Consider the following 21697-nt stretch of genomic DNA (forward strand, 5'->3'; position numbering starts at 1 on the left):
ATGTCGCTTGCGAAAGCGTCCTTGTGGACGGCGGCCAGCACGCTGGTCAAAATTGGCGCGGGGTTACTGGTCGTTAAGCTGCTGGCGGTGTCATTCGGCCCGGCGGGTGTCGGGCAAGCGGGAAATTTCCGTCAGATGGTCACCGTGCTTGGCGTCCTGGCGGGGGCCGGCATTTTCAACGGCGTTACCAAATACGTTGCGCAGTCTCACGATAACCCCGAACAATTGCGGCAGGTGGTCGGGACATCCTCGGCGATGGTGCTGGGTTTTTCGACGCTGCTGGCGCTGGTGTTTCTGCTTGCGGCGGCACCGATTAGCCAGGGACTGTTTGGTCATACGCAGTATCAGGGGTTAGTACGCTTAGTGGCGCTGGTGCAGATGGGGATTGCCTGGGCCAACCTGCTGCTGGCGTTAATGAAAGGATTTCGTGATGCGGCCGGGAATGCGCTGTCACTGATTGTCGGCAGCCTGGTGGGCGTTGTCGCCTATTATGGCTGTTACCGGCTGGGTGGCTATGAAGGAGCGCTCCTCGGCCTGGCGCTGGTGCCCGCACTGGTGGTGATCCCGGCGGCAGCCATGCTGCTGAAACGCGGAATGATCCCTCTGTGCTATCTCAAGCCATCCTGGGATAACGGGCTGGCGGGCCAGCTCAGCAAGTTTACCCTGATGGCGCTGATCACCTCCGTCACGCTGCCAGTGGCGTATGTGATGATGCGAAACCTGCTGGCGGCGCACTACAGTTGGGATGACGTCGGAATCTGGCAAGGGGTGAGCAGTATCTCGGATGCTTACCTACAATTTATTACCGCGTCGTTTAGCGTTTACCTGTTGCCGACGCTGTCGCGCCTTACCGAAAAGCGGGACATCACACGGGAAGTGGTGAAGTCGCTGAAGTTTGTTCTGCCTGCGGTGGCCGCTGCGAGCTTCTCCGTCTGGCTGCTGCGTGACTTTGCTATCTGGCTGCTGTTCTCTGAGAAATTCACCGCCATGCGCGATCTGTTTGCCTGGCAGTTGGTTGGAGATGTGCTGAAAGTTGGGGCATATGTCTTCGGTTACCTGGTGATCGCCAAAGCGTCACTGCGGTTTTATATTCTGGCGGAAATCAGCCAGTTCTTTTTATTGACGGCATTTGCGCACTGGCTGATCCCGGCACATGGCGCGCTGGGTGCGGCACAGGCCTATATGGCAACGTATGTCGTCTATTTTTCTTTATGTTGTTGTGTATTTTTACTCTGGCGTAGGCGGGCATGACTGTACTGATTCACGTACTGGGATCGGATATCCCTCACCATAATCAAACCGTGCTGCGGTTTTTCAACGATACGCTGGCATCGACCAGTGAGCATGCCCGTGTCTTTATGGTCGCCGGTCAGGATGCCGGGTTGACGGAAAGTTGCCCGGCGCTCTCCATCCGTTTCTACAGCGGTAAAAAATCGCTGGCGCAAGCGGTGATAGCGCAAGCTAAAGCGAACAGACAGCAGCGTTTCTTCTTCCACGGTCAGTTTAATATGGCGCTGTGGCTGGCGTTACTGAGCGGTGGAATTAAGCCCAGTCAGTTTTACTGGCACATCTGGGGCGCGGATCTGTATGAAGTCTCCAGCGGACTGAAATTCAAACTGTTTTATCCGCTTCGCCGTCTGGCGCAAAGCCGTGTTGGGGGCGTTTTTGCCACCCGTGGCGATCTGAACTATTTCGCCCAACAGCATCCGCGCGTGCCGGGAGAACTGCTCTATTTCCCGACGCGAATGGATCCCGCGCTCAACAATATGGTGAACGATCGCCAACGCAGCGGAAAAATGACCATTCTGGTGGGCAACTCAGGCGATCGCAGCAACGAACATATCGCCGCGCTGCGGGCGGTACATCAGCAGTTTGGCGACAACGTAAATGTGGTTGTCCCGATGGGCTATCCGGCGAATAACGAGGCGTATATCGCGGACGTTCGTCAGGCGGGGCTAAGACTGTTCAGTGCAGATAACCTGCAGATCCTCAGCGACAAGCTGGCGTTCGACGACTATCTGGCGCTGCTTCGTCAGTGCGATCTCGGGTACTTTATTTTTGCCCGTCAGCAGGGAATTGGCACCTTGTGTTTGCTGATTCAGGCAGGCGTGCCCTGCGTGCTGAACCGCGAAAATCCCTTCTGGCAGGACATGGTGGAACAGCATCTTCCGGTGCTGTTTACGACCGATGAACTTAACGAACAGGTGGTGCGCGAGGCGCAGCGCCAGCTGGCCTCAGTCGATAAAAATACCATTACCTTCTTTAGCCCGAACTATTTGCAGCCCTGGCATCACGCGTTGCAGGTTGCCGCAGGGGAGGCGCTATGAGTCTGATGCAGTTCAGCGGCCTGTTTGTCGTCTGGCTCCTCTCCACGTTGTTTATCGCCACGCTAACCTGGTTTGAGTTTCGCCGCGTGCGCTTCAACTTCAACGTGTTCTTCTCGCTGCTGTTTTTGCTGACCTTCTTTTTTGGCTTTCCGCTGACCAGCGTGCTGGCGTTCCGCTTTGACGTTGCCGTCGCACCGCCGGAAATCCTGCTACAGGCACTGCTTTCCGCCGCCTGTTTCTACGCGATCTACTATGTGACCTATAAGACCCGCTTGCGCAAACGGGTTGCGGACGCGCCGTACAAACCGCTGTTCACGATGAATCGGGTGGAAACCCATCTCACCTGGATGATTCTGATGGGGATTGCGCTGATCAGCGTGGGCATCTTCTTCATGCATAATGGTTTCTTACTGTTTCGCCTGCAGTCGTATAGCCAGATTTTTTCCAGTGAAGTTTCCGGCGTGGCGTTAAAGCGCTTCTTTTACTTCTTCATTCCAGCGATGCTGGTGGTCTATTTTCTGCGCCAGGACAGCAAAGCGTGGCTGTTCTTCCTGGTCAGCACCGTCGCATTTGGCCTGCTGACGTATATGATTGTCGGCGGCACTCGCGCCAATATCATCATTGCCTTCGCCATTTTCCTGTTCATCGGTATTATTCGCGGCTGGATCTCGCTGTGGATGCTGGCGGCAGCAGGCGTGCTGGGGATTGTCGGGATGTTCTGGCTGGCATTGAAGCGCTACGGGCTGAACGTCAGCGGTGACGAGGCGTTCTATACGTTTCTCTATCTCACCCGTGACACGTTTTCTCCGTGGGAGAACCTGGCGCTGCTGCTGCAAAATTACGACAAAATCGACTTTCAGGGGCTGGCGCCAATTGCCCGTGATTTCTACGTCTTTATTCCTTCCTGGCTTTGGCCAGGGCGGCCGAGTGTGGTGCTGAATACGGCGAACTACTTTACGTGGGAAGTGCTGAACAACCATTCCGGTCTGGCGATTTCGCCAACGCTGATTGGTTCGCTGGTGGTGATGGGCGGCGCGCTGTTTATCCCGCTGGGCGCGGTTGTGGTAGGGCTTATCATCAAATGGTTCGACTGGCTGTACGAGCTGGGTAATCGTGAGGCCAACCGCTACAAGGCCGCGATTTTGCATAGTTTTTGCTTTGGCGCGATTTTCAATATGATCGTGCTGGCGCGAGAGGGACTGGACTCGTTTGTCTCGCGTGTTGTTTTTTTCCTGGTGGTTTTTGGTGCCTGTTTGCTGGTGGCAAAACTTCTGTTCTGGCTGTTTGACCAGGCCGGACTGATCCATAAACGTTGGCGAGCCCTGCCAGACAAACAGGTTGAAGGATAGCAATGACTGATAATATAACAGCACCAATTTACGATCTGCGCGGACTCCAGCTGATTGGCTGGCGTGATATGCACCATGCGCTGGATTATCTCTATGCTGGCGGCCAGCTTAAACAAGGTACGCTGGTGGCGATTAACGCAGAAAAGGTCCTGACGGCGGAAGATAACCCAGAAGTCCGTACCCTGATTGAGGCAGCAGAGTATAAATATGCCGACGGGATCAGCGTCGTGCGCTCGGTACGAAAAAAATTTCCGCATGCCCAGGTTTCTCGCGTGGCGGGTGCCGATCTCTGGGAAGCGTTGATGGCCCGCGCGGGTGAGGAAGGCACGCCGGTATTCCTTGTGGGCGGAAAGCCGGAAGTGCTGGTGCAAACGCAAGCGAAACTGCGCGCCCAGTGGAATGTGAACATTGTCGGCAGCCAGGACGGTTATTTTACGCCGGAGCAGCGTCCTGCGCTATTTGAGCAAATCCACGCCAGTGGGGCGAAAATCGTCACCGTGGCGATGGGATCGCCGAAACAGGAAATCTTTATGCGCGATTGCCGGCAGGTGCATCCGCATGCGCTCTATATGGGCGTCGGCGGTACCTATGATGTTTTCACCGGTCATGTAAAACGCGCGCCGAAGGTGTGGCAAAATCTGGGGCTGGAGTGGCTGTATCGCTTGCTGTCGCAGCCGAGCCGCATTACCCGTCAACTCCGTTTACTGCGTTACCTGCGCTGGCACTACAGCGGTAATATCTAAAAACCCCTTCTTCATGCAGGTAGCGCATTCTGCTCCATGCGCTACCATGTTGCCTCATTTTTGCACTGTTTTTACAAAAAAATGCAATTTTTTAATGCTTCGTTTGCCATTTCGCCAAATTTGCGAAAACATGCGCCCCCAGCGATGTACCCATAACAATAACCGGCAATGCCGGAAAGCATGTAAACACGACAAGAGGATTTATGGCAGAGAATAAACCGGAGCTGCAGCGTGGGCTGGAGGCTCGTCATATCGAATTGATTGCCCTCGGGGGCACCATTGGCGTCGGCCTGTTTATGGGGGCGGCAAGCACCCTGAAATGGGCAGGACCATCGGTACTGCTGGCATATATTGTCGCCGGCCTGTTCGTCTTTTTCATTATGCGTTCAATGGGAGAGATGCTGTTCCTGGAGCCGGTTGCCGGTTCTTTCGCCGTTTACGCTCACCGCTACATGAGCCCGTTCTTCGGTTATCTCACCGCATGGTCATACTGGTTTATGTGGATGGCGGTCGGTATTTCGGAGATCACCGCGATCGGCGTCTATGTCCAGTTCTGGTTTCCGGAAATGGCGCAATGGATACCGGCGCTAATTGCCGTTGGACTGGTGGCGCTGGCAAACCTGGCGGCCGTTCGTCTGTATGGCGAAATTGAGTTCTGGTTTGCGATGATCAAAGTCACCACCATCATCGTGATGATTGTGGTGGGTCTGGGCGTGATTTTCTTCGGCCTTGGCAACGGCGGGCAGCCGATTGGCTTTGGTAACCTGACCGGGCACGGCGGTTTCTTTGCCGGTGGCTGGAAAGGCTTCCTCACCGCGTTGTGTATTGTGGTCGCCTCTTATCAGGGCGTGGAGCTGATTGGGATTACGGCGGGCGAAGCCAAAAACCCGCAGGTCACGCTGCGTAGCGCGGTAGGTAAAGTGCTGTGGCGTATTCTGATCTTCTACGTGGGAGCGATTTTCGTGATCGTCACTATCTTCCCGTGGAACGAAATTGGCAGCAACGGCAGTCCGTTCGTCCTGACCTTTGCCAAAATTGGTATCACTACTGCGGCGGCGATTATCAACTTTGTCGTGCTGACCGCCGCGCTGTCTGGCTGTAACAGCGGAATGTACAGTTGTGGGCGTATGCTTTACGCGCTGGCGAAGAATCGTCAACTGCCGGCGGCGATGGGGAAAGTTTCCCGTCACGGCGTTCCGGTGGCGGGCGTGGCGTTGTCGATTGCGATTCTGCTGGTCGGTTCGTGCCTGAATTACATCATTCCTAATCCGCAGCGCGTCTTCGTCTATGTTTATAGTGCAAGCGTGCTGCCGGGGATGGTGCCGTGGTTTGTGATCCTGATTAGCCAGTTGCGTTTTCGTCGGGCGCATAAAGCGGCGATGGCCAGCCATCCGTTCCGTTCAATTCTGTTCCCGTGGGCAAACTATTTGACGATGGCTTTCCTGGTTTGCGTACTGATCGGCATGTACTTTAATGAAGATACCCGTATGTCGCTGTTTGTCGGCATCATCTTCCTGCTCTCCGTGACGGCTGTTTACAAGGTTTTTGGCCTCAACCGTCAGGGTATCGCCCAGAAAACGGGGGAATAAGCGACAAAACGCGCAAAGCGTAACCAAACGCGCATTTTATTTAAAAAGGCACTAGACAGCGGGGTGTGAAGTCCGTATTATCCACCCCCGCAACGGCGCTAAGCGCCCGTAGCTCAGCTGGATAGAGCGCTGCCCTCCGGAGGCAGAGGTCTCAGGTTCGAATCCTGTCGGGCGCACCATTTACCCGGTGCTGGGGCTGCGGTGGTTTTGATACCGCGTAACAAAGATTTGCAGTGGTGGCTATAGCTCAGTTGGTAGAGCCCTGGATTGTGATTCCAGTTGTCGTGGGTTCGAATCCCATTAGCCACCCCATTATTAAAAGTTGTGAAATGCGAAGGTGGCGGAATTGGTAGACGCGCTAGCTTCAGGTGTTAGTGTCCTTACGGACGTGGGGGTTCAAGTCCCCCCCCTCGCACCACGACTTAACGAATTGAACTAAAAATTCAAAAAGCAGTACATCGGCGAGTAGCGCAGCTTGGTAGCGCAACTGGTTTGGGACCAGTGGGTCGGAGGTTCGAATCCTCTCTCGCCGACCAATTTTGAACCCCGCTTCGGCGGGGTTTTTCTTTTTCTACGCCACACTTTCTTCTTCTTTCCCCCTGTTGCTTCCCTGAGACAACCCTGTTTGCCATTGTCGCCATTTGGTGACGATTAACCTTCTGAAATTTCAAGATTTTCGTATATCGGGCGAGATCTGTCTCTGCTGAGCGACAATGAGGTGTATTTCCGGCTGGCAGAAAAAGGCAAAATCGCCGACAACCCGCGCCAGTACAGGGATAGCGAATTATCTTAATCCCTATTTTTAGCGGTGCAATCCTGGCATGCAATGTGCAATAATAGTCGGGTAGATGCTCATTCCATCTCTTATGCTCGCCATAGTGCCTCATAAACTCAGGAATGATGCAGAGCCGTTTACGGTGCTTATCGTCCACAGACAGATGTCGCTTCGGCCTCATCAAACACCATGGACATAACGTTGAGTGAAGCACCCATTTATGTTGTCATAAAGACCTGTTTAACGCCTGCTCCAAAAGAGCGGGCGTTTTTTTATGCATATACGTCATCCTCCAGGCTGCCCCTTTGTTGGCTGCGCCTGCTCACCCCGGTCACTGACTTATGTAAGCTCCCGGGGATCCTCAGACTTGCCGCCTCGATGCATCCCGAATGATTTTGTGTATGCGATTAATGCCCGGATCGCGAAGCGTCACCGGGCGTCAGGGCGTTATTGCGGGGGATTATTCTGCAACGTCAGCATCAGGCCGTCACGGCGCATGGTGGCCGCTTCTTCCGGTTGATGCAGGCGGTCGAGCGCGTCGGCAAGCCAGGCATAATCGTACGCGTCCGGGCGCTGCTTCAGCGCGGCGCGGAAGGCAACGGTCGCTTCCTGCCATTCGCCGTGCTTCATCAGCGACTGACCCAGCGTACTCCACAGCAGCGGGCGATCGCCGACGGTCTTGATTTGCTGACGCAGGACTTTCTCCAGCTGTTCCGGATTATTGGTTTTCAGACGCGGAATTGGCAGCACGAGGCGATCGTCATACTGACGCTTCAGACCGTCGATAATGATTTGCTGCGCCATGTCGTGATCGTCGCATTCAATCAGATGCTCGGCCATGGCCACCTGCAGGGCGACCTGATGACGGGTTTTACGGCTCTGGTTTTTCCACCATTCGCGTAGACCATCGCTGCCCTGATCGGCACGTGCCTGATCCATCAGACCAATCCACGCCTGCTGTTCCAGCATCGCACGATGCTCTTCATCACCGACGTTCGCTTTCGCCATTGACGGGATGATATCCAGCAGCGAGCTCCAGGCACCGGTGCGAATGTAGGCCTGTTCTGCCAGACGCAATACTTCCGGATGGCGCGGCGTTACCTCCAGCAATTTATCCACGCCGTGGCGCGCGGCATGGTTCTCATTGCGCGCCAGTTGCAGGCGGACACGCGCGATCTCAACCGGGATCGTGTCGTTGCCCGCGAGTTCTGCCGCACGTTCCAGATGTTGGTTTGCGCGCGCTTCGTCACCACGCTGTTGCGCTGCTTCAGCGGCGAGCAGGTAGTTCACTACCGGCTGTTCAGCATGATCGGCATTTTTCGCCATCAGCTTCTCAACCTGCTGATAGTCTCCTTCCGCCAGTTTCAACAATGCCTGTTCGGTCTGCTTGCGGGCACGACGACGTTTGCGACCCACAAACCAGCCGCGCGTATGTGCGCCGGTCCGGAAGAGGCGGCGCAGCAGCCATTCGATGGCAAACAGTACCACCATCGCAAGGATCAGGATGATGATCAGCCCGGTCACGCTGGTTTCAATATTGTAGGTGTCGGTCTGGATCAGGACATAACCCTGGTGACCGGCAATCATCGGGCCGATCACGATACCCGCGATCAACAGCACAAAGAGCAATAATACTTTTAGCATCATTATTCTCCTTGCGGCGCGGCTGCCGGGATTTCTGCCTGCGGTGCTTCAGACGCAGGGGCCGCTTCAGATGGCGCGGCGCCCGGTTGTGCCAGCAGGTTACGCACGCGGGTTTGCATCAATTTTTCGAGGATCGCCTGGCTTTGCAGCGTTTCCGGTACGTCCATCGTGATGCTCTGCTGACTCAACTTGTCCACTTCTTCAAGGAAGGCTTTTGTCGTGGCGTCGTCGGTATCGTAGTAGGCACGCACCCAGGTGGAGACGTTATCCAGCGCCTGACGGTAAGTCTCTTCCTGATGGCGCGGCACAGCCTGGGCGGCAACCAGCAGACGAGAGCGGATGTTTTCCCGCAGATAGACATCCTGATTCGGCGCTAACAGCGGGACCGCAGTATCATCGCGGCGGCGGATGGTGATAAAGCTGTCCATAAAGTTCTGCCAGCTTTTTTGTAGATTGACGCGCCATTCGCTGATTGAACTGGAAAGCTCAGGGCTATCGGCGTCCATCGGTGAACCGTCGCTGTCGTTATCCGCCAGACGCAGGTTATCGATCTGATTAGAAAGCTGATTAATTTTCAGGATGATACCGTCGTAATCCACCTGAGCGACGGAGGAAAGACTGGCGATATCATCGGTGATAGCCCGGCGTGCGGTAATCAGGCTGGGATCGTTCATGTCCGCGAGGCTGGCATCTGCGCTCTTCAGTAGCGCGGCCGCCGTCGTCACATCCTGATCGCTCCACAGCTTACGTCCGGCTAGCTTGACCAGAAAATCGGCCTGCGCAAGCAGCCACGTTTTGGCATCGCTACCGGAAATCGTGGCGACTTTCTGTTGGACTTCATCCAGCTGTTTCGCCAGTTCAGTTTGCTGACGGTTGGCCTGCTCAAGCTGCGCCGCCTGCTGTTTAATGACGCCTTCCAGCTCCGCCTTCTGGCTTTCCTGCGCTTTTTGCAGCGCGGTCAGTTGATTAGCCAGTGCATCGCTGGTGGCGGTCTGTGTGGTCGCCTGTTGTTTTCCCCAGCCATAGAGTCCAACACCGGCTGCCAGCGCGATGGCGATTGCCACCGCACTCAGGATGAGCGCAGTGCCGTTTTTACTCTTTTTTTCAGCAGTAGCTGGCTGTGGCTGAGTTTCCACGGCCTCCCTGGTCTCTTCAACCACGGCGGAGGATTTGTCTTGTTCCGTCATTATGGCTTCCCATTATGAGAGTTATTGTAATGCGCGCAGTAGCGCATCGTTGTCGGCGTTATCAGCGACCTTAATATCTTGCCAGCCCAGTTCCCGGGCGAGGTGCGCCAGACGCTCGCTGACGACAATAAGCCGACAGCGTAGTAACCAGTTTTCGCGATACCACTGCGGGATTAGTGCGTTAAGCTGTTGCAGCATTTCCCCGCTGGTGACCACTATCGTTGTCACGCCGCGCGACTGCCAGCGCATCGCTTCTTGTGCCCCATCGTAAGGTTTAGCACTACGTTGATAACATTCATAAAACGTGACATCTGCACCGCGTGCCGCCAGGGTTTCGCCTAATAGCTCCCGACCGCCGTTGCCGCGTAAGATCAGCGCACGTTTGCCCGCAATATTTTGTAATTCAGGTAATTGTAGCAAGACTTCGCTGATTTCCCGATCCAGTGGATAGCGAATGTCATATCCGCTGACGGTATGCAGCGCCAGGGCGGTCGTGCGACCAATAGCAAAATAGTGCGCGGCGGCCGGCCACTTCAGCCCTTCACGTTCCAGTTGCGCATGGGCAAAAGAGACCGCGTGCTGTGACAGCACAAAGAGCAGATCGTTATCAGTGATCGTCGAAAACACCCCGGCCAGTCGCGATAAATCCTGACCCGGGGTAAATTCGATGAGCGGAAAACTCCAGGCCTCCTGCCCCAGTGTGCGCAGACGGCTCACTAACTCTTCCCCTGCGGGAGACGGGCGGGTGACCAGGATACTCATGCGGGGGATTCTCCGTTATAAACCTCGGTCAGAATCGCGCGCGCGCCGTTATCCAGCAGCTCTTCGGCCAGCGAAATGCCCATCTGCTCCGCCTGATCGGGCGAGCCACGGCGCTCTCCGCGTACCATTTGTGAACCGTCTGGCGCACCGACCAGCGCGCGTAGCCAAATCTCACCATCAATGATTTCAGCATAGCTGCCAATTGGCACCTGACAGCCCCCTTCCAGGCGGGTGTTCATGGCGCGCTCGGCTTTGACGCGAAGGGCGGTCATTTCATCATTCAGCGGGGCCAGCAGCGCCTGAGTCCTGCTATCGTCGAGGCGGCATTCGATGCCAACCGCGCCTTGCCCCACGGCAGGCAGCGACACTTCTGGTGGAAGCGCCGAGCGGATTCGCGATTCCAGTCCTAAGCGTTTTAAACCGGCAACGGCCAGGATAATGGCATCATAGTCGCCGTTATCCAGCTTGCTCAGGCGGGTTCCAACATTGCCGCGCAGTGAACGAATGACGAGATCCGGACGGCGTTCTGCCAGCTGACACTGGCGGCGCAAACTGGAGGTACCCACGATGCTGCCGGCGGGCAGTTCATCAAGGGTGTTATATGTGTTCGAGACAAAGGCGTCGCGCGGATCTTCGCGCTCACAGATAGTAACCAGTCCCAGACCTTCCGGAAATTCAACCGGAACATCTTTCATTGAGTGCACCGCGATGTCGGCACGTTTTTCGAGCAGCGCAACTTCCAGCTCTTTTACGAACAGACCTTTGCCGCCTACTTTCGCCAGTGGGGTATCAAGAATGACATCACCACGCGTCACCATAGGCACCAGCTCCACGACCAGGCCGGGATGGCTCGCCATCAGAGCGTCTTTGACATAATGTGCCTGCCAGAGCGCGAGGGGGCTTTGGCGTGTGGCAATTCTTAAAACATTGTCTAACATGCTTGTTACCGTCATTATCGTCCGTGGTTCATCCTAACATCCTTACAAGTGGGATGTCAGTGTTACGGTCAAAGGTAAGTCAAGGATAAGACGCTGTGTTGCGGCTGGCAGTATTTAATGACGAGAAACCGTCCGGGCGTACTTCAGAATTTACGCGAAGCGATTGGTGCTACACTTGTATGTAGCGCATCTTTCTTTACGGTCAATGAGCAAGGTGTTAAATTGATCACGTTTTAGGCCATTTTTTCGACTGAACGCACAAAAAAAAGGTCGTAAAAGGTAACGGTTATTTTTGTCATTTGGTTTATCCCGAATGGTGAAGGTTGTTGGTAAGCGGATCGCGCTGCGACAATCGACGGCATGACGGGTAGCAACATCAGGCGATACGTCTTGTACCTCTATATTGAGACTCTGAAACAGAGACTGGATGCCATTAATCAACTGCGTGTGGATCGCGCGCTTGCTGCCATGGGACCTGCTTTCCAGCAGGTGTACAGTCTTCTGCCGACATTATTGCACTATCACCATCCGCTGATGCCGGGATACCTCGATGGTAACGTTCCCAGAGGCATTTGCTTCTACACGCCTGATGAAACCCAACGCCACTATCTGAACGAACTGGAACTGTATCGCGGTCTGGCGCCGCAGGATCCGCCAAAAGGTGAATTGCCGATTACCGGCGTTTACTCCATGGGCAGCACCTCCTCTGTCGGACAAAGCTGTTCGTCGGATCTTGATATCTGGGTGTGTCACCAGTCCTGGCTGGACAGCGAAGAACGACAACTGCTGCAGCGTAAATGCAGTCTGCTGGAAAGCTGGGCCGCTTCGCTGGGGGTGGAAGTCAGCTTCTTCCTGATTGATGAAAACCGTTTCCGCCATAATGAAAGCGGCAGTCTGGGTGGTGAAGACTGTGGCTCGACGCAGCATATCCTGCTGCTGGATGAATTCTACCGTACCGCGGTGCGTCTCGCCGGTAAGCGTATTCTGTGGAATATGGTGCCGGGCGATGAAGAAGAGCATTACGACGACTACGTTATGACGCTCTACGCTCAGGGTGTGCTCACGCCAAACGAATGGCTGGACCTGGGCGGATTAAGCTCGCTCTCCGCTGAAGAGTACTTTGGTGCCAGCCTCTGGCAACTGTATAAAAGTATCGATTCACCGTACAAGGCGGTGCTGAAAACGCTGTTGCTGGAAGCCTACTCCTGGGAATACCCCAATCCACGCCTGTTGGCGAAAGACATTAAACAGCGCCTGCATGACGGCGAGATCGTCTCGTTTGGTCTTGACCCGTACTGCATGATGCTGGAACGCGTGACGGAATACCTCACGGCGATTGAAGATCCGACGCGCCTGGATTTAGTGCGCCGATGTTTCTACTTAAAAGTTTGCGAAAAACTGAGCCGCGAACGCGCCTGCGTCGGCTGGCGTCGTGAAGTGCTCAGTCAGTTAGTAAGCGAGTGGGGATGGGACGAAAATCGTCTGGCCATGCTCGACAACCGGGCGAACTGGAAGATTGATCAGGTACGTGAAGCGCACAACGAACTGCTCGATGCTATGATGCAGAGCTACCGTAATCTGATCCGCTTTGCGCGTCGTAATAATCTCAGCGTCAGCGCCAGCCCGCAGGATATTGGAGTTCTGACCCGTAAGCTGTACGCCGCGTTTGAAGCGTTACCCGGTAAAGTTACGCTGGTGAACCCACAGATTTCGCCGGATCTCTCTGAACCGAACTTAACCTTTATCCACGTTCCGCCAGGTCGCGCCAACCGTTCAGGTTGGTATCTCTACAACCGGGCGCCAAACATGGATTCCATCATCAGCCATCAGCCGCTGGAATATAACCGCTATCTGAATAAGCTGGTGGCCTGGGCGTGGTTTAACGGTCTGCTGACGTCGCGCACGCATCTGTTTATTAAGGGCAACGGCATTGTCGATCTGCCGAAATTGCAGGAGATGGTGGCCGATGTGTCGCACCATTTCCCGCTGCGTTTGCCTGCGCCGACGCCGAAAGCGCTCTACAGCCCGTGTGAAATTCGCCATCTGGCGATCATCGTTAACCTCGAATATGACCCGACGGCGGCATTCCGCAATCAGGTGGTCCATTTTGACTTCCGTAAGCTGGATGTTTTCAGCTTTGGCGAAGAGCAAAATTGCCTGGTGGGCAGCGTAGATCTGCTGTACCGCAACTCGTGGAATGAAGTGCGTACGCTGCATTTCAACGGCGAACAGGCGATGATAGAAGCACTGAAAACGATTCTGGGCAAAATGCACCAGGACGCCGCGCCGCCGGACAGCGTGGAAGTGTTCTGCTACAGCCAGCATCTGCGTGGTTTGATTCGTACCCGCGTGCAGCAACTGGTTTCAGAGTGCATCGAGCTGCGTCTCTCCAGTACCCGTCAGGAGACAGGGCGCTTTAAGGCACTGCGCGTTTCCGGTCAGACATGGGGCCTGTTCTTTGAACGCCTGAATGTGTCGGTACAGAAGCTGGAAAACGCCATTGAGTTCTACGGCGCAATTTCGCATAACAAATTGCACGGCTTGTCAGTTCAGGTGGAAACCAATCAGGTGAAACTGCCGTCCGTCGTGGATGGCTTCGCCAGCGAAGGGATCATTCAGTTCTTCTTTGAAGAGACCGGTGATGAGAAGGGCTTTAACATCTACATTCTGGACGAGAGTAACCGGGCGGAAGTGTATCATCACTGCGAAGGCAGCAAAGAAGAGCTGGTGCGCGACGTCAGCCGTTTCTACTCCTCGTCGCACGACCGCTTTACCTACGGCTCCAGTTTCATCAACTTCAACCTGCCGCAGTTCTATCAGATTGTGAATACGGACGGGCGCGCACAGGTGATCCCGTTCCGCGCACAATCACTCGGCAACGTTCCGCCAGCCAATCAGGATAACGACACGCCGCAGCTGCAGCAGTATTTCTCGTGATAGTTTTGCCGGATGTTATCCGGCAAATAAGACTTAACGGAAGCTGACTTCTTCGCCCGCCTGATGCGTTGCCGCCTGTTCCAGCAGATCCCAGAAGGTTTCTCCGCTCCGGTCGCAAACCCATTCGTCCCCTTTCAGGTCAAAATGGTAGCCGCCCTGTTTGGTCGCCAGCCACACCTGGTGCAGCGGTTCCTGACGGTTAATAATGATTTTGCTGCCGTTTTCAAAGCTAATGGTCAGTACGCCGCCATTGATTTCGCAGTCGATATCGCTGTCGCCGTCCCAGTCGTCCAGACGTTCTTCGATGGTCATCCACAAGGTATCGGCCAGGCGATGAAATTCACTGTCGTTCATTGTCGTTTCCCGTTTTTTCGTGATGGCGGCAGTATAACCTGAAACAAATCGCGTTGCAGATTACAGGCAAACTCTTGCTTTTACGCCTTCTCCTGCGATGATAGAAAACAGAAAGTATGAACTTACAGGCAATCCATAATGAAAAACGTCTTTCAGGCACTCGCTGTTCTTCTCACTCTGTTCAGCCTGACGGGTTGTGGCCTTAAAGGGCCGCTCTATTTCCCTCCGGCTGATAAAAATGCACCGCCGCCGACTAAACCGGTTGATACACAAACGCAATCCACCACGCCCGATCAAAACGATCGTGCCACGGGAGATGGGCCTTCCCAGGTGAACTACTGACGGTGTGTTTCTGTACCCGCGTGAACGGAGTGAATAATGCAATTCTCTAAAATGCATGGCCTTGGCAACGATTTTATGGTCGTCGACGCGGTAACGCAGAATGTCTTTTTTTCGCCAGAATTGATCCGTCGCTTATCTGACAGGCATCTGGGGGTGGGGTTTGATCAACTGCTGGTGGTTGAACCTCCGTACGATCCTGAGCTGGATTTTCATTACCGCATTTTTAATGCCGACGGCAGTGAAGTGTCGCAATGTGGTAATGGCGCGCGCTGTTTTGCCCGTTTTGTGCGCCTCAAGGGGTTAACCAACAAACGTGATATTCGCGTCAGTACGGCGAATGGGCGGATGGTGTTGAGCGTGACGGACGATGAGTTGGTGCGCGTCAACATGGGTGAACCCAATTTTGAGCCATCGCAGGTGCCTTTTCGCGCTAACAAAGCGGAAAAGACCTATATTATGCGAGCGGCGGAACAGACAATATTGTGCGGTGTCGTTTCAATGGGTAATCCGCACTGTGTGATTCAGGTCGACGATGTTGATACGGCGGCGGTGGAAACGCTGGGACCGGTTCTGGAAAGTCACGAACGTTTTCCTGAACGGGCTAATATCGGTTTTATGCAGATCATGAAACGCGAGCATATTCGCCTACGCGTTTATGAGCGCGGCGCGGGAGAGACACAGGCCTGTGGGAGCGGCGCGTGCGCGGCCGTCGCCGTCGGCATTCAGCAAAGTTTGCTGGCGGAAGAGGTCCGCGTGGAATTACCGGGCGGTCGCCTTGATATCGCCTGGAAAGGTCCGGGTCATCCGTTATACATGACTGGCCCGGCGGCACATGTCTATGACGGGTTTATCCATCTATGAAGCAGCCAGGGGAAGAACTACAGGAAACGCTTACGGAACTCGATGACCGGGCGGTCGTCGACTATCTGCAGAAAAACCCTGAGTTTTTTATCCGCAATGCGCATGCCGTGGAAGCGATGCGGGTGCCGCACCCGGTGCGGGGCACCGTCTCGCTCGTTGAGTGGCACATGGCCCGCGCGCGCAATTACATTAACGTCCTTGAAGAAAATATGTCGCTGTTGATGGCGCAGGCGAATGCCAACGAAAGCCTGTTTTATCGCCTGTTGCATTTGCAGGGACGTCTGGTTGCCGCGACCAGCCTGGACGATATGCTGATGCGCTTTCATCGCTGGGCGCGTGAACTGGGCCTTGCCGGTGCCACGGTGCGCCTGTTTCCCGATCGCTGGCGTCTCGGCGCGCCGTCAAGCTATACCCATCTGGCGTTAAGCCGCCAGGCCTTCGAACCGCTGCGTATTCAGCGGCTGGGGCAGGAGCAGCACTATCTGGGCACCTTAAACGGTCCGGAATTGCTGGTGGTGTTGCCGGAAGCGAAGGCGATTGGTTCGGTGGCGATGTCGATGCTGGGACGTGACGGCGATTTGGGCGTCATTTTGTTCAGCAGCCGCGACACGCATCACTATCAGGCAGGCCAGGGAACGCAACTCCTGCATGAAATCGCGCTAATGATGCCGGATCTGCTGGAGCGCTGGATTGAACGCGTATGACGGACTTTGCCACCGATGTCGCCCGATTTCTGCGCTATCTGGGCGTAGAACGCCAGCTTAGCCCCATCACGCTGAAAAACTATCAGCGTCAGCTTGATGCCATCATCGCTTTAGCCGGCGAAACCGGACTACAAAGCTGGCAACAATGTGACGCTGCAATGGTGCGCAGTTTCGCGGTGCGCAGCCGCCGTAAAGGGCTTGGCCCTGCGAGTCTCGCGCTACGCCTCTCTGCTCTGCGCAGCTTCTTCGACTGGATGGTTAGCGAAGGCAAGCTGAAAGCCAATCCGGCGAAAGGGGTACAGGCACCCAAAGCGCCGCGCCATTTGCCGAAAAATATCGATGTTGATGATGTGAACCGTCTGCTGGATATCGACCTTAACGATCCGCTCGCCGTGCGCGACCGCGCGATGCTGGAGGTGATGTACGGTGCGGGTCTGCGTTTGTCGGAGCTGGTGGGGCTGGACATCAAACATCTGGATCTCGACAGCGGTGAAGTGTGGGTGATGGGGAAAGGCAGCAAAGAGCGTCGCCTGCCCATTGGTCGCAATGCGGTGGCGTGGATTGAGCACTGGCTGGATCTGCGCGGGTTGTTTGGCAGCGAGGAAGACGCGCTGTTCCTGTCGAAGCTGGGCAACCGTATTTCCGCGCGCAACGTGCAAAAGCGTTTTGCCGAGTGGGGCATTAAGCAGGGGTTAAACAGCCACGTGCATCCGCATAAGCTGCGCCACTCGTTTGCCACGCATATGCTGGAATCGAGCGGTGACCTGCGAGGCGTACAGGAACTGCTGGGACACGCCAACCTCTCGACCACGCAAATCTATACTCATCTTGATTTTCAACACCTGGCCTCGGTGTACGATGCGGCGCATCCACGCGCCAAACGGGGGAAATAATGCGTTTTTACCGGTCTCCAGGACCCATCTCGGCGATCACGTTCGATCTCGATGACACTCTTTACGATAACCGTCCGGTTATCCAGCGCACCGAACAGGAAGCGCTCGCCTTTGTGCAAAACTACCATCCGGCGCTACGCACGCTGCAAAATGCTGATCTGCAACGCTTGCGTCAGGCGGTACGGGAAGCGGAGCCGGAAATTTACCACGATGTCACCCGCTGGCGTCATCGCGCCGTCGAGCGTGCCATGCTAAACGCCGGACTCTCCGCGCAGGAGGCGGTTGCGGGGGCGAATGCCGCGATGATGAACTTTGCGAAGTGGCGCAGTCAGGTCGATGTCCCGCAAGAGACGCACGACACGCTGAAAGCGTTAGCGAGAAAGTGGCCGCTGGTGGCGATCACCAACGGCAACGCGCAGCCGGAGCTGTTCGGCCTCGGCGACTATTTCGAATTTGTGCTGCGGGCCGGTCCGGACGGACGCTCAAAGCCGTTCAGTGATATGTACTTCCTGGCGGCGGAAAAGTTAACTGTGCCGATTGGCGAGATCCTGCACGTGGGCGATGATCTGACGACCGACGTTGCCGGGGCGATCCGCAGTGGGTTGCAGGCCTGCTGGATTAAACCGGAAAATGCCGACCTGATGCACACTTTTGACAGCCGCTTACTGCCACATATTGAGATTTCACAGTTGGCATCTCTGACCTCGCTGATATAATCACCAGCAGTTCTGTATAAATACACAGCTTTTTGGCGGATGGCGCGACGCTTATCCGCCCTACTTATTTTAATGCGGCGGTGCCAATGGACGTTTCTTATCTGCTCGACAGCCTCAATGATAAACAGCGCGAAGCGGTGGCCGCGCCACGTAGCAACATGCTGGTTCTCGCGGGGGCAGGGAGCGGTAAGACACGCGTACTGGTACACCGTATCGCCTGGCTGCTGACGGTAGAAAATAACTCGCCGTATTCGATTATGGCGGTAACCTTTACCAATAAAGCGGCGGCGGAGATGCGTCACCGTATCGGCCAGATTATGGGCACCAGCCAGGGCGGCATGTGGGTCGGCACTTTCCACGGTCTGGCGCACCGACTGTTGCGCGCGCATCACATGGATGCGAATTTGCCGCAGGATTTTCAGATCCTCGACAGCGAAGACCAGTTGCGTCTGCTCAAGCGTCTGATTAAGGCGATGAACCTCGACGAGAAGCAGTGGCCGGCGCGTCAGGCGATGTGGTACATCAACGGACAGAAAGACGAAGGTCTGCGCCCACATCATATTCAGAGTTTCGGTAACCCGATTGAGCAGACCTGGCAGAAGGTGTATCAGGCCTATCAGGAAGCGTGCGATCGTGCGGGGCTGGTGGATTTTGCCGAACTACTGCTGCGCGCGCATGAGCTGTGGCTCAACAAACCGCATATTCTTCAGCACTACCGCGAACGTTTCACGAATATCCTGGTGGACGAATTCCAGGATACCAACAACATCCAGTATGCCTGGATCCGTCTGCTGGCTGGCGATACCGGCAAAGTGATGATCGTGGGCGATGACGACCAGTCGATCTACGGCTGGCGTGGTGCGCAGGTAGAGAACATCCAGCGCTTCCTGAACGACTTCCCCGGTGCGCAAACCATCCGTCTTGAGCAGAACTACCGCTCAACCAGTAATATTCTCAGCGCGGCGAACGCCCTGATCGAGAACAACAATGGGCGTCTGGGTAAAAAGCTGTGGACCGATGGCGTCGAAGGCGAGCCCATTTCACTCTACTGCGCGTTTAACGAGCTGGATGAAGCGCGCTTTGTCGTCAACCGGATCAAAACCTGGCAGGACAACGGTGGCGCGCTGGAACAGTGCGCTATTCTCTACCGCAGTAACGCCCAGTCGCGTGTGCTGGAAGAGGCGCTGCTACAGGCCAGTATGCCGTACCGCATATACGGCGGCATGCGCTTCTTCGAGCGTCAGGAAATCAAAGATGCACTCTCTTATCTGCGCCTGATTGCGAACCGCAATGATGACGCCGCCTTTGAACGTGTGGTGAATACCCCGACGCGCGGGATTGGCGATCGGACGCTGGACGTGGTGCGCCAGACGTCACGCGATCGCCAGCTCACGTTGTGGCAGGCGTGCCGCGAACTGTTGCAGGAAAAAGCGCTGGCCGGTCGTGCCGCCAGTGCGCTGCAACGCTTTATGGAACTCATTGACGCACTGGCGCAGGAAACGGCAGATATGCCGCTGCACGTGCAGACTGACCGGGTGATTAAAGATTCCGGCCTGCGCATGATGTACGAGCAGGAGAAAGGCGAGAAAGGTCAGACCCGCATCGAGAACTTAGAGGAACTGGTGACGGCGACGCGCCAGTTCAGCTACAACGACGAAGACGAAGATCTGATGCCGTTGCAGGCCTTTCTCTCCCATGCGGCGCTGGAAGCGGGCGAAGGGCAGGCGGATACCTGGCAGGATGCGGTACAGCTCATGACGCTGCACTCGGCGAAAGGGCTGGAGTTCCCGCAGGTGTTTATCGTCGGGATGGAAGAGGGGATGTTCCCCAGCCAGATGTCACTGGATGAGGGCGGACGCCTTGAAGAAGAGCGTCGTCTGGCCTATGTCGGCGTGACCCGTGCGATGCAGAAACTGACCCTAACCTATGCCGAAACGCGTCGCTTGTATGGCAAAGAGGTGTATCACCGTCCGTCGCGCTTCATCGGTGAGTTGCCGGAAGCGTGCGTTGAAGAGGTCCGTCTGCGTGCAACGATCAGCCGTCCGGTGAGCCATCAGCGGATGGGGACGCCGATGGCGGAAAACGACACCGGTTACAAGCTGGGCCAGCGTGTGCGCCATGCTAAGTTCGGCGAGGGCACCATTGTGAATCTGGAGGGCAGCGGCGAACACAGCCGGTTGCAGGTGGCTTTCCAGGGACAGGGAATTAAATGGCTCGTTGCTGCGTATGCGAAGTTAGAAACGGTCTAACTTATAGATAACTATCACTTTAATTTCCCCCTCTGCTAACCTTTCTGCATAAGGGGAAATTATTACTTTTTCGCGTTTCGTTGCGTGTTGACGGCAAATTTTTGCTGGCGTAACATGCGCGCACGATTACGCTAAGAGGACATTCGCCTTGGACACACCCAGTAGATACTGGCTCATTATCCTGTCATCCAGGATCAACTCCTAAGGCTATCCCTTTTTGCTGATAGCCTTAGCGGTTGTCAGCGACCTTCTCTTTTTTCCCGTCGCGCTGAGTCAGGCTGTTTAATGGTCTGAAACCCAATTTGTTTCTGTGTGCCCACCGAACTGTCCGATATTTTTAAGCATTGGGAGTCCCGGTCATGCTGAGCGCATTTCAACTGGAAAATAACCGACTCACCCGGCTGGAAGTCGAAGAGTCACAAACCCTGATTGATGCCGTCTGGGTCGACCTGGTCGAGCCCGACGACGACGAGCGACTGCGCGTACAATCTGAGCTGGGCCAGAGCCTGGCGACCCGTCCTGAACTGGAAGACATCGAAGCATCCGCCCGTTTCTTCGAAGACGAAGACGGTCTGCACATCCACTCCTTTTTCTTCTTCGAAGATGCAGAAGACCACGCGGGTAACTCCACCGTGGCATTCACCATCCGCGATGGCCGCCTGTTTACCCTGCGTGAACGTGAGCTGCCCGCGTTTCGTTTGTATCGTATGCGCGCCCGCAGCCAGGCCATGGTTGACGGTAACGCCTATGAACTGCTGCTGGATCTGTTCGAAACCAAAATCGAACAGCTGGCGGATGAAATCGAAAACATCTACAGCGATCTGGAAGAGCTGAGTCGGGTGATTATGGAAGGGCACCAGGGCGATGAGTACGATGAAGCCCTCTCGACGCTGGCAGAACTGGAAGATATCGGCTGGAAAGTCCGCCTGTGTCTGATGGATACCCAGCGTGCGCTGAACTTCCTGGTCCGCAAGGCGCGTTTACCGGGCGGACAACTGGAACAGGCGCGCGAGATCCTGCGAGATATCGAATCCCTGCTGCCGCACAATGAATCCCTGTTCCAGAAAGTGAACTTCCTGATGCAGGCGGCGATGGGCTTTATCAACATCGAGCAGAACCGCATCATCAAGATCTTCTCGGTGGTTTCCGTGGTTTTCCTGCCGCCGACGCTGGTGGCCTCCAGCTATGGGATGAACTTTGAGTTTATGCCTGAACTGAAGTGGAGCTTTGGCTACCCGGGCGCGATTATCTTTATGCTGCTCGCCGGTCTGGCACCGTATCTGTACTTTAAACGGAAGAACTGGCTGTAATGGTTATGCCGGATGGC

19 protein-coding genes and 4 tRNA genes are annotated in these 21697 nt (G+C 55.4%); 18 read left to right on the forward strand and 5 right to left on the reverse strand.

Features of this window, described 5'->3' with window-relative positions:
* From wzxE to C2U53_RS10215, 9 genes are all read left to right on the forward strand, one after another.
* Complete coding sequence (gene wzxE / locus C2U53_RS10175; RefSeq protein ID WP_044258285.1) at positions 1 to 1251, forward strand: lipid III flippase WzxE; 1251 nt, start codon at positions 1 to 3, stop codon at positions 1249 to 1251.
* Complete coding sequence (locus tag C2U53_RS10180) at positions 1248 to 2327, forward strand: TDP-N-acetylfucosamine:lipid II N-acetylfucosaminyltransferase (protein WP_104445866.1); 1080 nt, start codon at positions 1248 to 1250, stop codon at positions 2325 to 2327. Before wzxE ends, C2U53_RS10180 begins: the two co-directional genes overlap by 4 nt.
* The gene (wzyE, locus tag C2U53_RS10185) at positions 2324 to 3676 is read left to right on the forward strand and encodes an ECA oligosaccharide polymerase (protein ID WP_042998798.1); all 1353 of its coding nucleotides are present in this window, start codon (positions 2324 to 2326) and stop codon (positions 3674 to 3676) included. The genes C2U53_RS10180 and wzyE overlap by 4 nt, the downstream gene beginning before the upstream one ends.
* 2 nt (positions 3677 to 3678) lie before the next feature.
* Positions 3679 to 4419: a lipopolysaccharide N-acetylmannosaminouronosyltransferase gene (wecG, locus tag C2U53_RS10190; protein ID WP_104445867.1), complete on the forward strand. Its 741-nt coding sequence runs from the start codon at positions 3679 to 3681 to the stop codon at positions 4417 to 4419.
* Between the two features lie 203 nt (positions 4420 to 4622).
* Complete coding sequence (locus C2U53_RS10195; RefSeq protein ID WP_042998800.1) at positions 4623 to 6008, forward strand: amino acid permease; 1386 nt, start codon at positions 4623 to 4625, stop codon at positions 6006 to 6008.
* Between the two features lie 102 nt (positions 6009 to 6110).
* Positions 6111 to 6187, forward strand: a tRNA-Arg gene (locus tag C2U53_RS10200).
* 57 nt (positions 6188 to 6244) lie between these two features.
* Positions 6245 to 6320, forward strand: a tRNA-His gene (locus C2U53_RS10205).
* 19 nt (positions 6321 to 6339) lie between these two features.
* Positions 6340 to 6426, forward strand: a tRNA-Leu gene (locus tag C2U53_RS10210).
* A 41-nt stretch (positions 6427 to 6467) separates the two neighbouring features.
* Positions 6468 to 6544, forward strand: a tRNA-Pro gene (locus C2U53_RS10215).
* 686 nt (positions 6545 to 7230) lie between these two features.
* Here C2U53_RS10215 and hemY read toward each other — a convergent pair.
* From hemY to hemC, 4 genes are read right to left on the reverse strand one after another with little or no spacing between them, the layout of a single operon-like run.
* Positions 7231 to 8427 (reverse strand): protoheme IX biogenesis protein HemY, encoded by a 1197-nt coding sequence (gene hemY, locus C2U53_RS10220; protein ID WP_104445868.1) that lies wholly within the window; start codon positions 8425 to 8427, stop codon positions 7231 to 7233.
* Positions 8428 to 8429: 2 nt separating this feature from the next.
* A complete protein-coding gene (gene hemX, locus C2U53_RS10225) occupies positions 8430 to 9614 on the reverse strand; it encodes a uroporphyrinogen-III C-methyltransferase (RefSeq protein WP_104445869.1) in 1185 nt (394 codons plus the stop codon).
* A 21-nt stretch (positions 9615 to 9635) separates the two neighbouring features.
* The gene (gene hemD, locus C2U53_RS10230; protein ID WP_044327607.1) at positions 9636 to 10376 is read right to left on the reverse strand and encodes a uroporphyrinogen-III synthase; all 741 of its coding nucleotides are present in this window, start codon (positions 10374 to 10376) and stop codon (positions 9636 to 9638) included.
* Positions 10373 to 11314 (reverse strand): hydroxymethylbilane synthase, encoded by a 942-nt coding sequence (hemC, locus tag C2U53_RS10235; protein ID WP_104445870.1) that lies wholly within the window; start codon positions 11312 to 11314, stop codon positions 10373 to 10375. The genes hemD and hemC overlap by 4 nt, the downstream gene beginning before the upstream one ends.
* 390 nt (positions 11315 to 11704) lie before the next feature.
* Between hemC and cyaA the strand changes: the two genes are divergently transcribed.
* A complete protein-coding gene (gene cyaA, locus C2U53_RS10245) occupies positions 11705 to 14251 on the forward strand; it encodes a class I adenylate cyclase (protein ID WP_042998805.1) in 2547 nt (848 codons plus the stop codon).
* Positions 14252 to 14284: 33 nt separating this feature from the next.
* Here cyaA and cyaY read toward each other — a convergent pair whose 3' ends face one another.
* Entirely contained in the window at positions 14285 to 14605 is a 321-nt protein-coding gene (gene cyaY / locus C2U53_RS10250) for an iron donor protein CyaY (protein ID WP_042998806.1), read from the reverse strand.
* A 138-nt stretch (positions 14606 to 14743) separates the two neighbouring features.
* Here cyaY and C2U53_RS10255 point away from each other — a divergent pair, with 138 nt between their 5' ends.
* From C2U53_RS10255 to corA, 8 genes are all read left to right on the forward strand, one after another.
* Positions 14744 to 14947, forward strand: a complete 204-nt coding sequence (locus C2U53_RS10255; protein WP_042326113.1) for a lipoprotein — start codon at positions 14744 to 14746, stop codon at positions 14945 to 14947.
* A gap of 36 nt (positions 14948 to 14983) precedes the next feature.
* Entirely contained in the window at positions 14984 to 15808 is an 825-nt protein-coding gene (gene dapF, locus C2U53_RS10260; protein WP_104445871.1) for a diaminopimelate epimerase, read from the forward strand.
* A complete protein-coding gene (locus C2U53_RS10265; protein WP_104445872.1) occupies positions 15805 to 16512 on the forward strand; it encodes a DUF484 domain-containing protein in 708 nt (235 codons plus the stop codon). Before dapF ends, C2U53_RS10265 begins: the two co-directional genes overlap by 4 nt.
* Positions 16509 to 17405: a tyrosine recombinase XerC gene (xerC, locus tag C2U53_RS10270; protein ID WP_104445873.1), complete on the forward strand. Its 897-nt coding sequence runs from the start codon at positions 16509 to 16511 to the stop codon at positions 17403 to 17405. The genes C2U53_RS10265 and xerC overlap by 4 nt, the downstream gene beginning before the upstream one ends.
* Positions 17405 to 18121: a 5-amino-6-(5-phospho-D-ribitylamino)uracil phosphatase YigB gene (gene yigB / locus C2U53_RS10275; protein WP_044327584.1), complete on the forward strand. Its 717-nt coding sequence runs from the start codon at positions 17405 to 17407 to the stop codon at positions 18119 to 18121. Before xerC ends, yigB begins: the two co-directional genes overlap by 1 nt.
* Positions 18122 to 18207: 86 nt before the next feature.
* Positions 18208 to 20370 (forward strand): DNA helicase II, encoded by a 2163-nt coding sequence (gene uvrD / locus C2U53_RS10280; protein WP_044258300.1) that lies wholly within the window; start codon positions 18208 to 18210, stop codon positions 20368 to 20370.
* Positions 20371 to 20518: 148 nt separating this feature from the next.
* The gene (gene ysgD / locus C2U53_RS30285) at positions 20519 to 20575 is read left to right on the forward strand and encodes a YsgD/CorL family protein (protein WP_212723238.1); all 57 of its coding nucleotides are present in this window, start codon (positions 20519 to 20521) and stop codon (positions 20573 to 20575) included.
* Between the two features lie 154 nt (positions 20576 to 20729).
* Positions 20730 to 21680, forward strand: coding sequence for a magnesium/cobalt transporter CorA (corA, locus tag C2U53_RS10285; protein ID WP_042326126.1), 951 nt, complete (start codon positions 20730 to 20732; stop codon positions 21678 to 21680).
* The last annotated feature ends 17 nt before the right edge of the window (positions 21681 to 21697 follow it).

Source organism: Citrobacter sp. CFNIH10 (assembly GCF_002934585.1).
Lineage (GTDB): Bacteria > Pseudomonadota > Gammaproteobacteria > Enterobacterales > Enterobacteriaceae > Citrobacter_A > Citrobacter_A amalonaticus.

Bases quoted from the DNA above. Each gene is read 5' to 3' on its own strand.
- hemX (WP_104445869.1), bottom strand. From the start codon at position 9,614: ATGACGGAACAAGACAAATCCTCCGCCGTGGTTGAAGAGACCAGGGAG.
- wecG (WP_104445867.1), top strand. From the start codon at position 3,679: ATGACTGATAATATAACAGCACCAATTTACGATCTGCGCGGACTCCAG.
- uvrD (WP_044258300.1), top strand. From the start codon at position 18,208: ATGGACGTTTCTTATCTGCTCGACAGCCTCAATGATAAACAGCGCGAA.
- C2U53_RS10180 (WP_104445866.1), top strand. From the start codon at position 1,248: ATGACTGTACTGATTCACGTACTGGGATCGGATATCCCTCACCATAAT.
- C2U53_RS10255 (WP_042326113.1), top strand. From the start codon at position 14,744: ATGAAAAACGTCTTTCAGGCACTCGCTGTTCTTCTCACTCTGTTCAGC.
- hemD (WP_044327607.1), bottom strand. From the start codon at position 10,376: ATGAGTATCCTGGTCACCCGCCCGTCTCCCGCAGGGGAAGAGTTAGTG.
- wzxE (WP_044258285.1), top strand. From the start codon at position 1: ATGTCGCTTGCGAAAGCGTCCTTGTGGACGGCGGCCAGCACGCTGGTC.
- C2U53_RS10265 (WP_104445872.1), top strand. From the start codon at position 15,805: ATGAAGCAGCCAGGGGAAGAACTACAGGAAACGCTTACGGAACTCGAT.
- wzyE (WP_042998798.1), top strand. From the start codon at position 2,324: ATGAGTCTGATGCAGTTCAGCGGCCTGTTTGTCGTCTGGCTCCTCTCC.
- cyaY (WP_042998806.1), bottom strand. From the start codon at position 14,605: ATGAACGACAGTGAATTTCATCGCCTGGCCGATACCTTGTGGATGACC.
- dapF (WP_104445871.1), top strand. From the start codon at position 14,984: ATGCAATTCTCTAAAATGCATGGCCTTGGCAACGATTTTATGGTCGTC.
- hemC (WP_104445870.1), bottom strand. From the start codon at position 11,314: ATGTTAGACAATGTTTTAAGAATTGCCACACGCCAAAGCCCCCTCGCG.
- xerC (WP_104445873.1), top strand. From the start codon at position 16,509: ATGACGGACTTTGCCACCGATGTCGCCCGATTTCTGCGCTATCTGGGC.
- C2U53_RS10195 (WP_042998800.1), top strand. From the start codon at position 4,623: ATGGCAGAGAATAAACCGGAGCTGCAGCGTGGGCTGGAGGCTCGTCAT.
- corA (WP_042326126.1), top strand. From the start codon at position 20,730: ATGCTGAGCGCATTTCAACTGGAAAATAACCGACTCACCCGGCTGGAA.
- hemY (WP_104445868.1), bottom strand. From the start codon at position 8,427: ATGCTAAAAGTATTATTGCTCTTTGTGCTGTTGATCGCGGGTATCGTG.
- yigB (WP_044327584.1), top strand. From the start codon at position 17,405: ATGCGTTTTTACCGGTCTCCAGGACCCATCTCGGCGATCACGTTCGAT.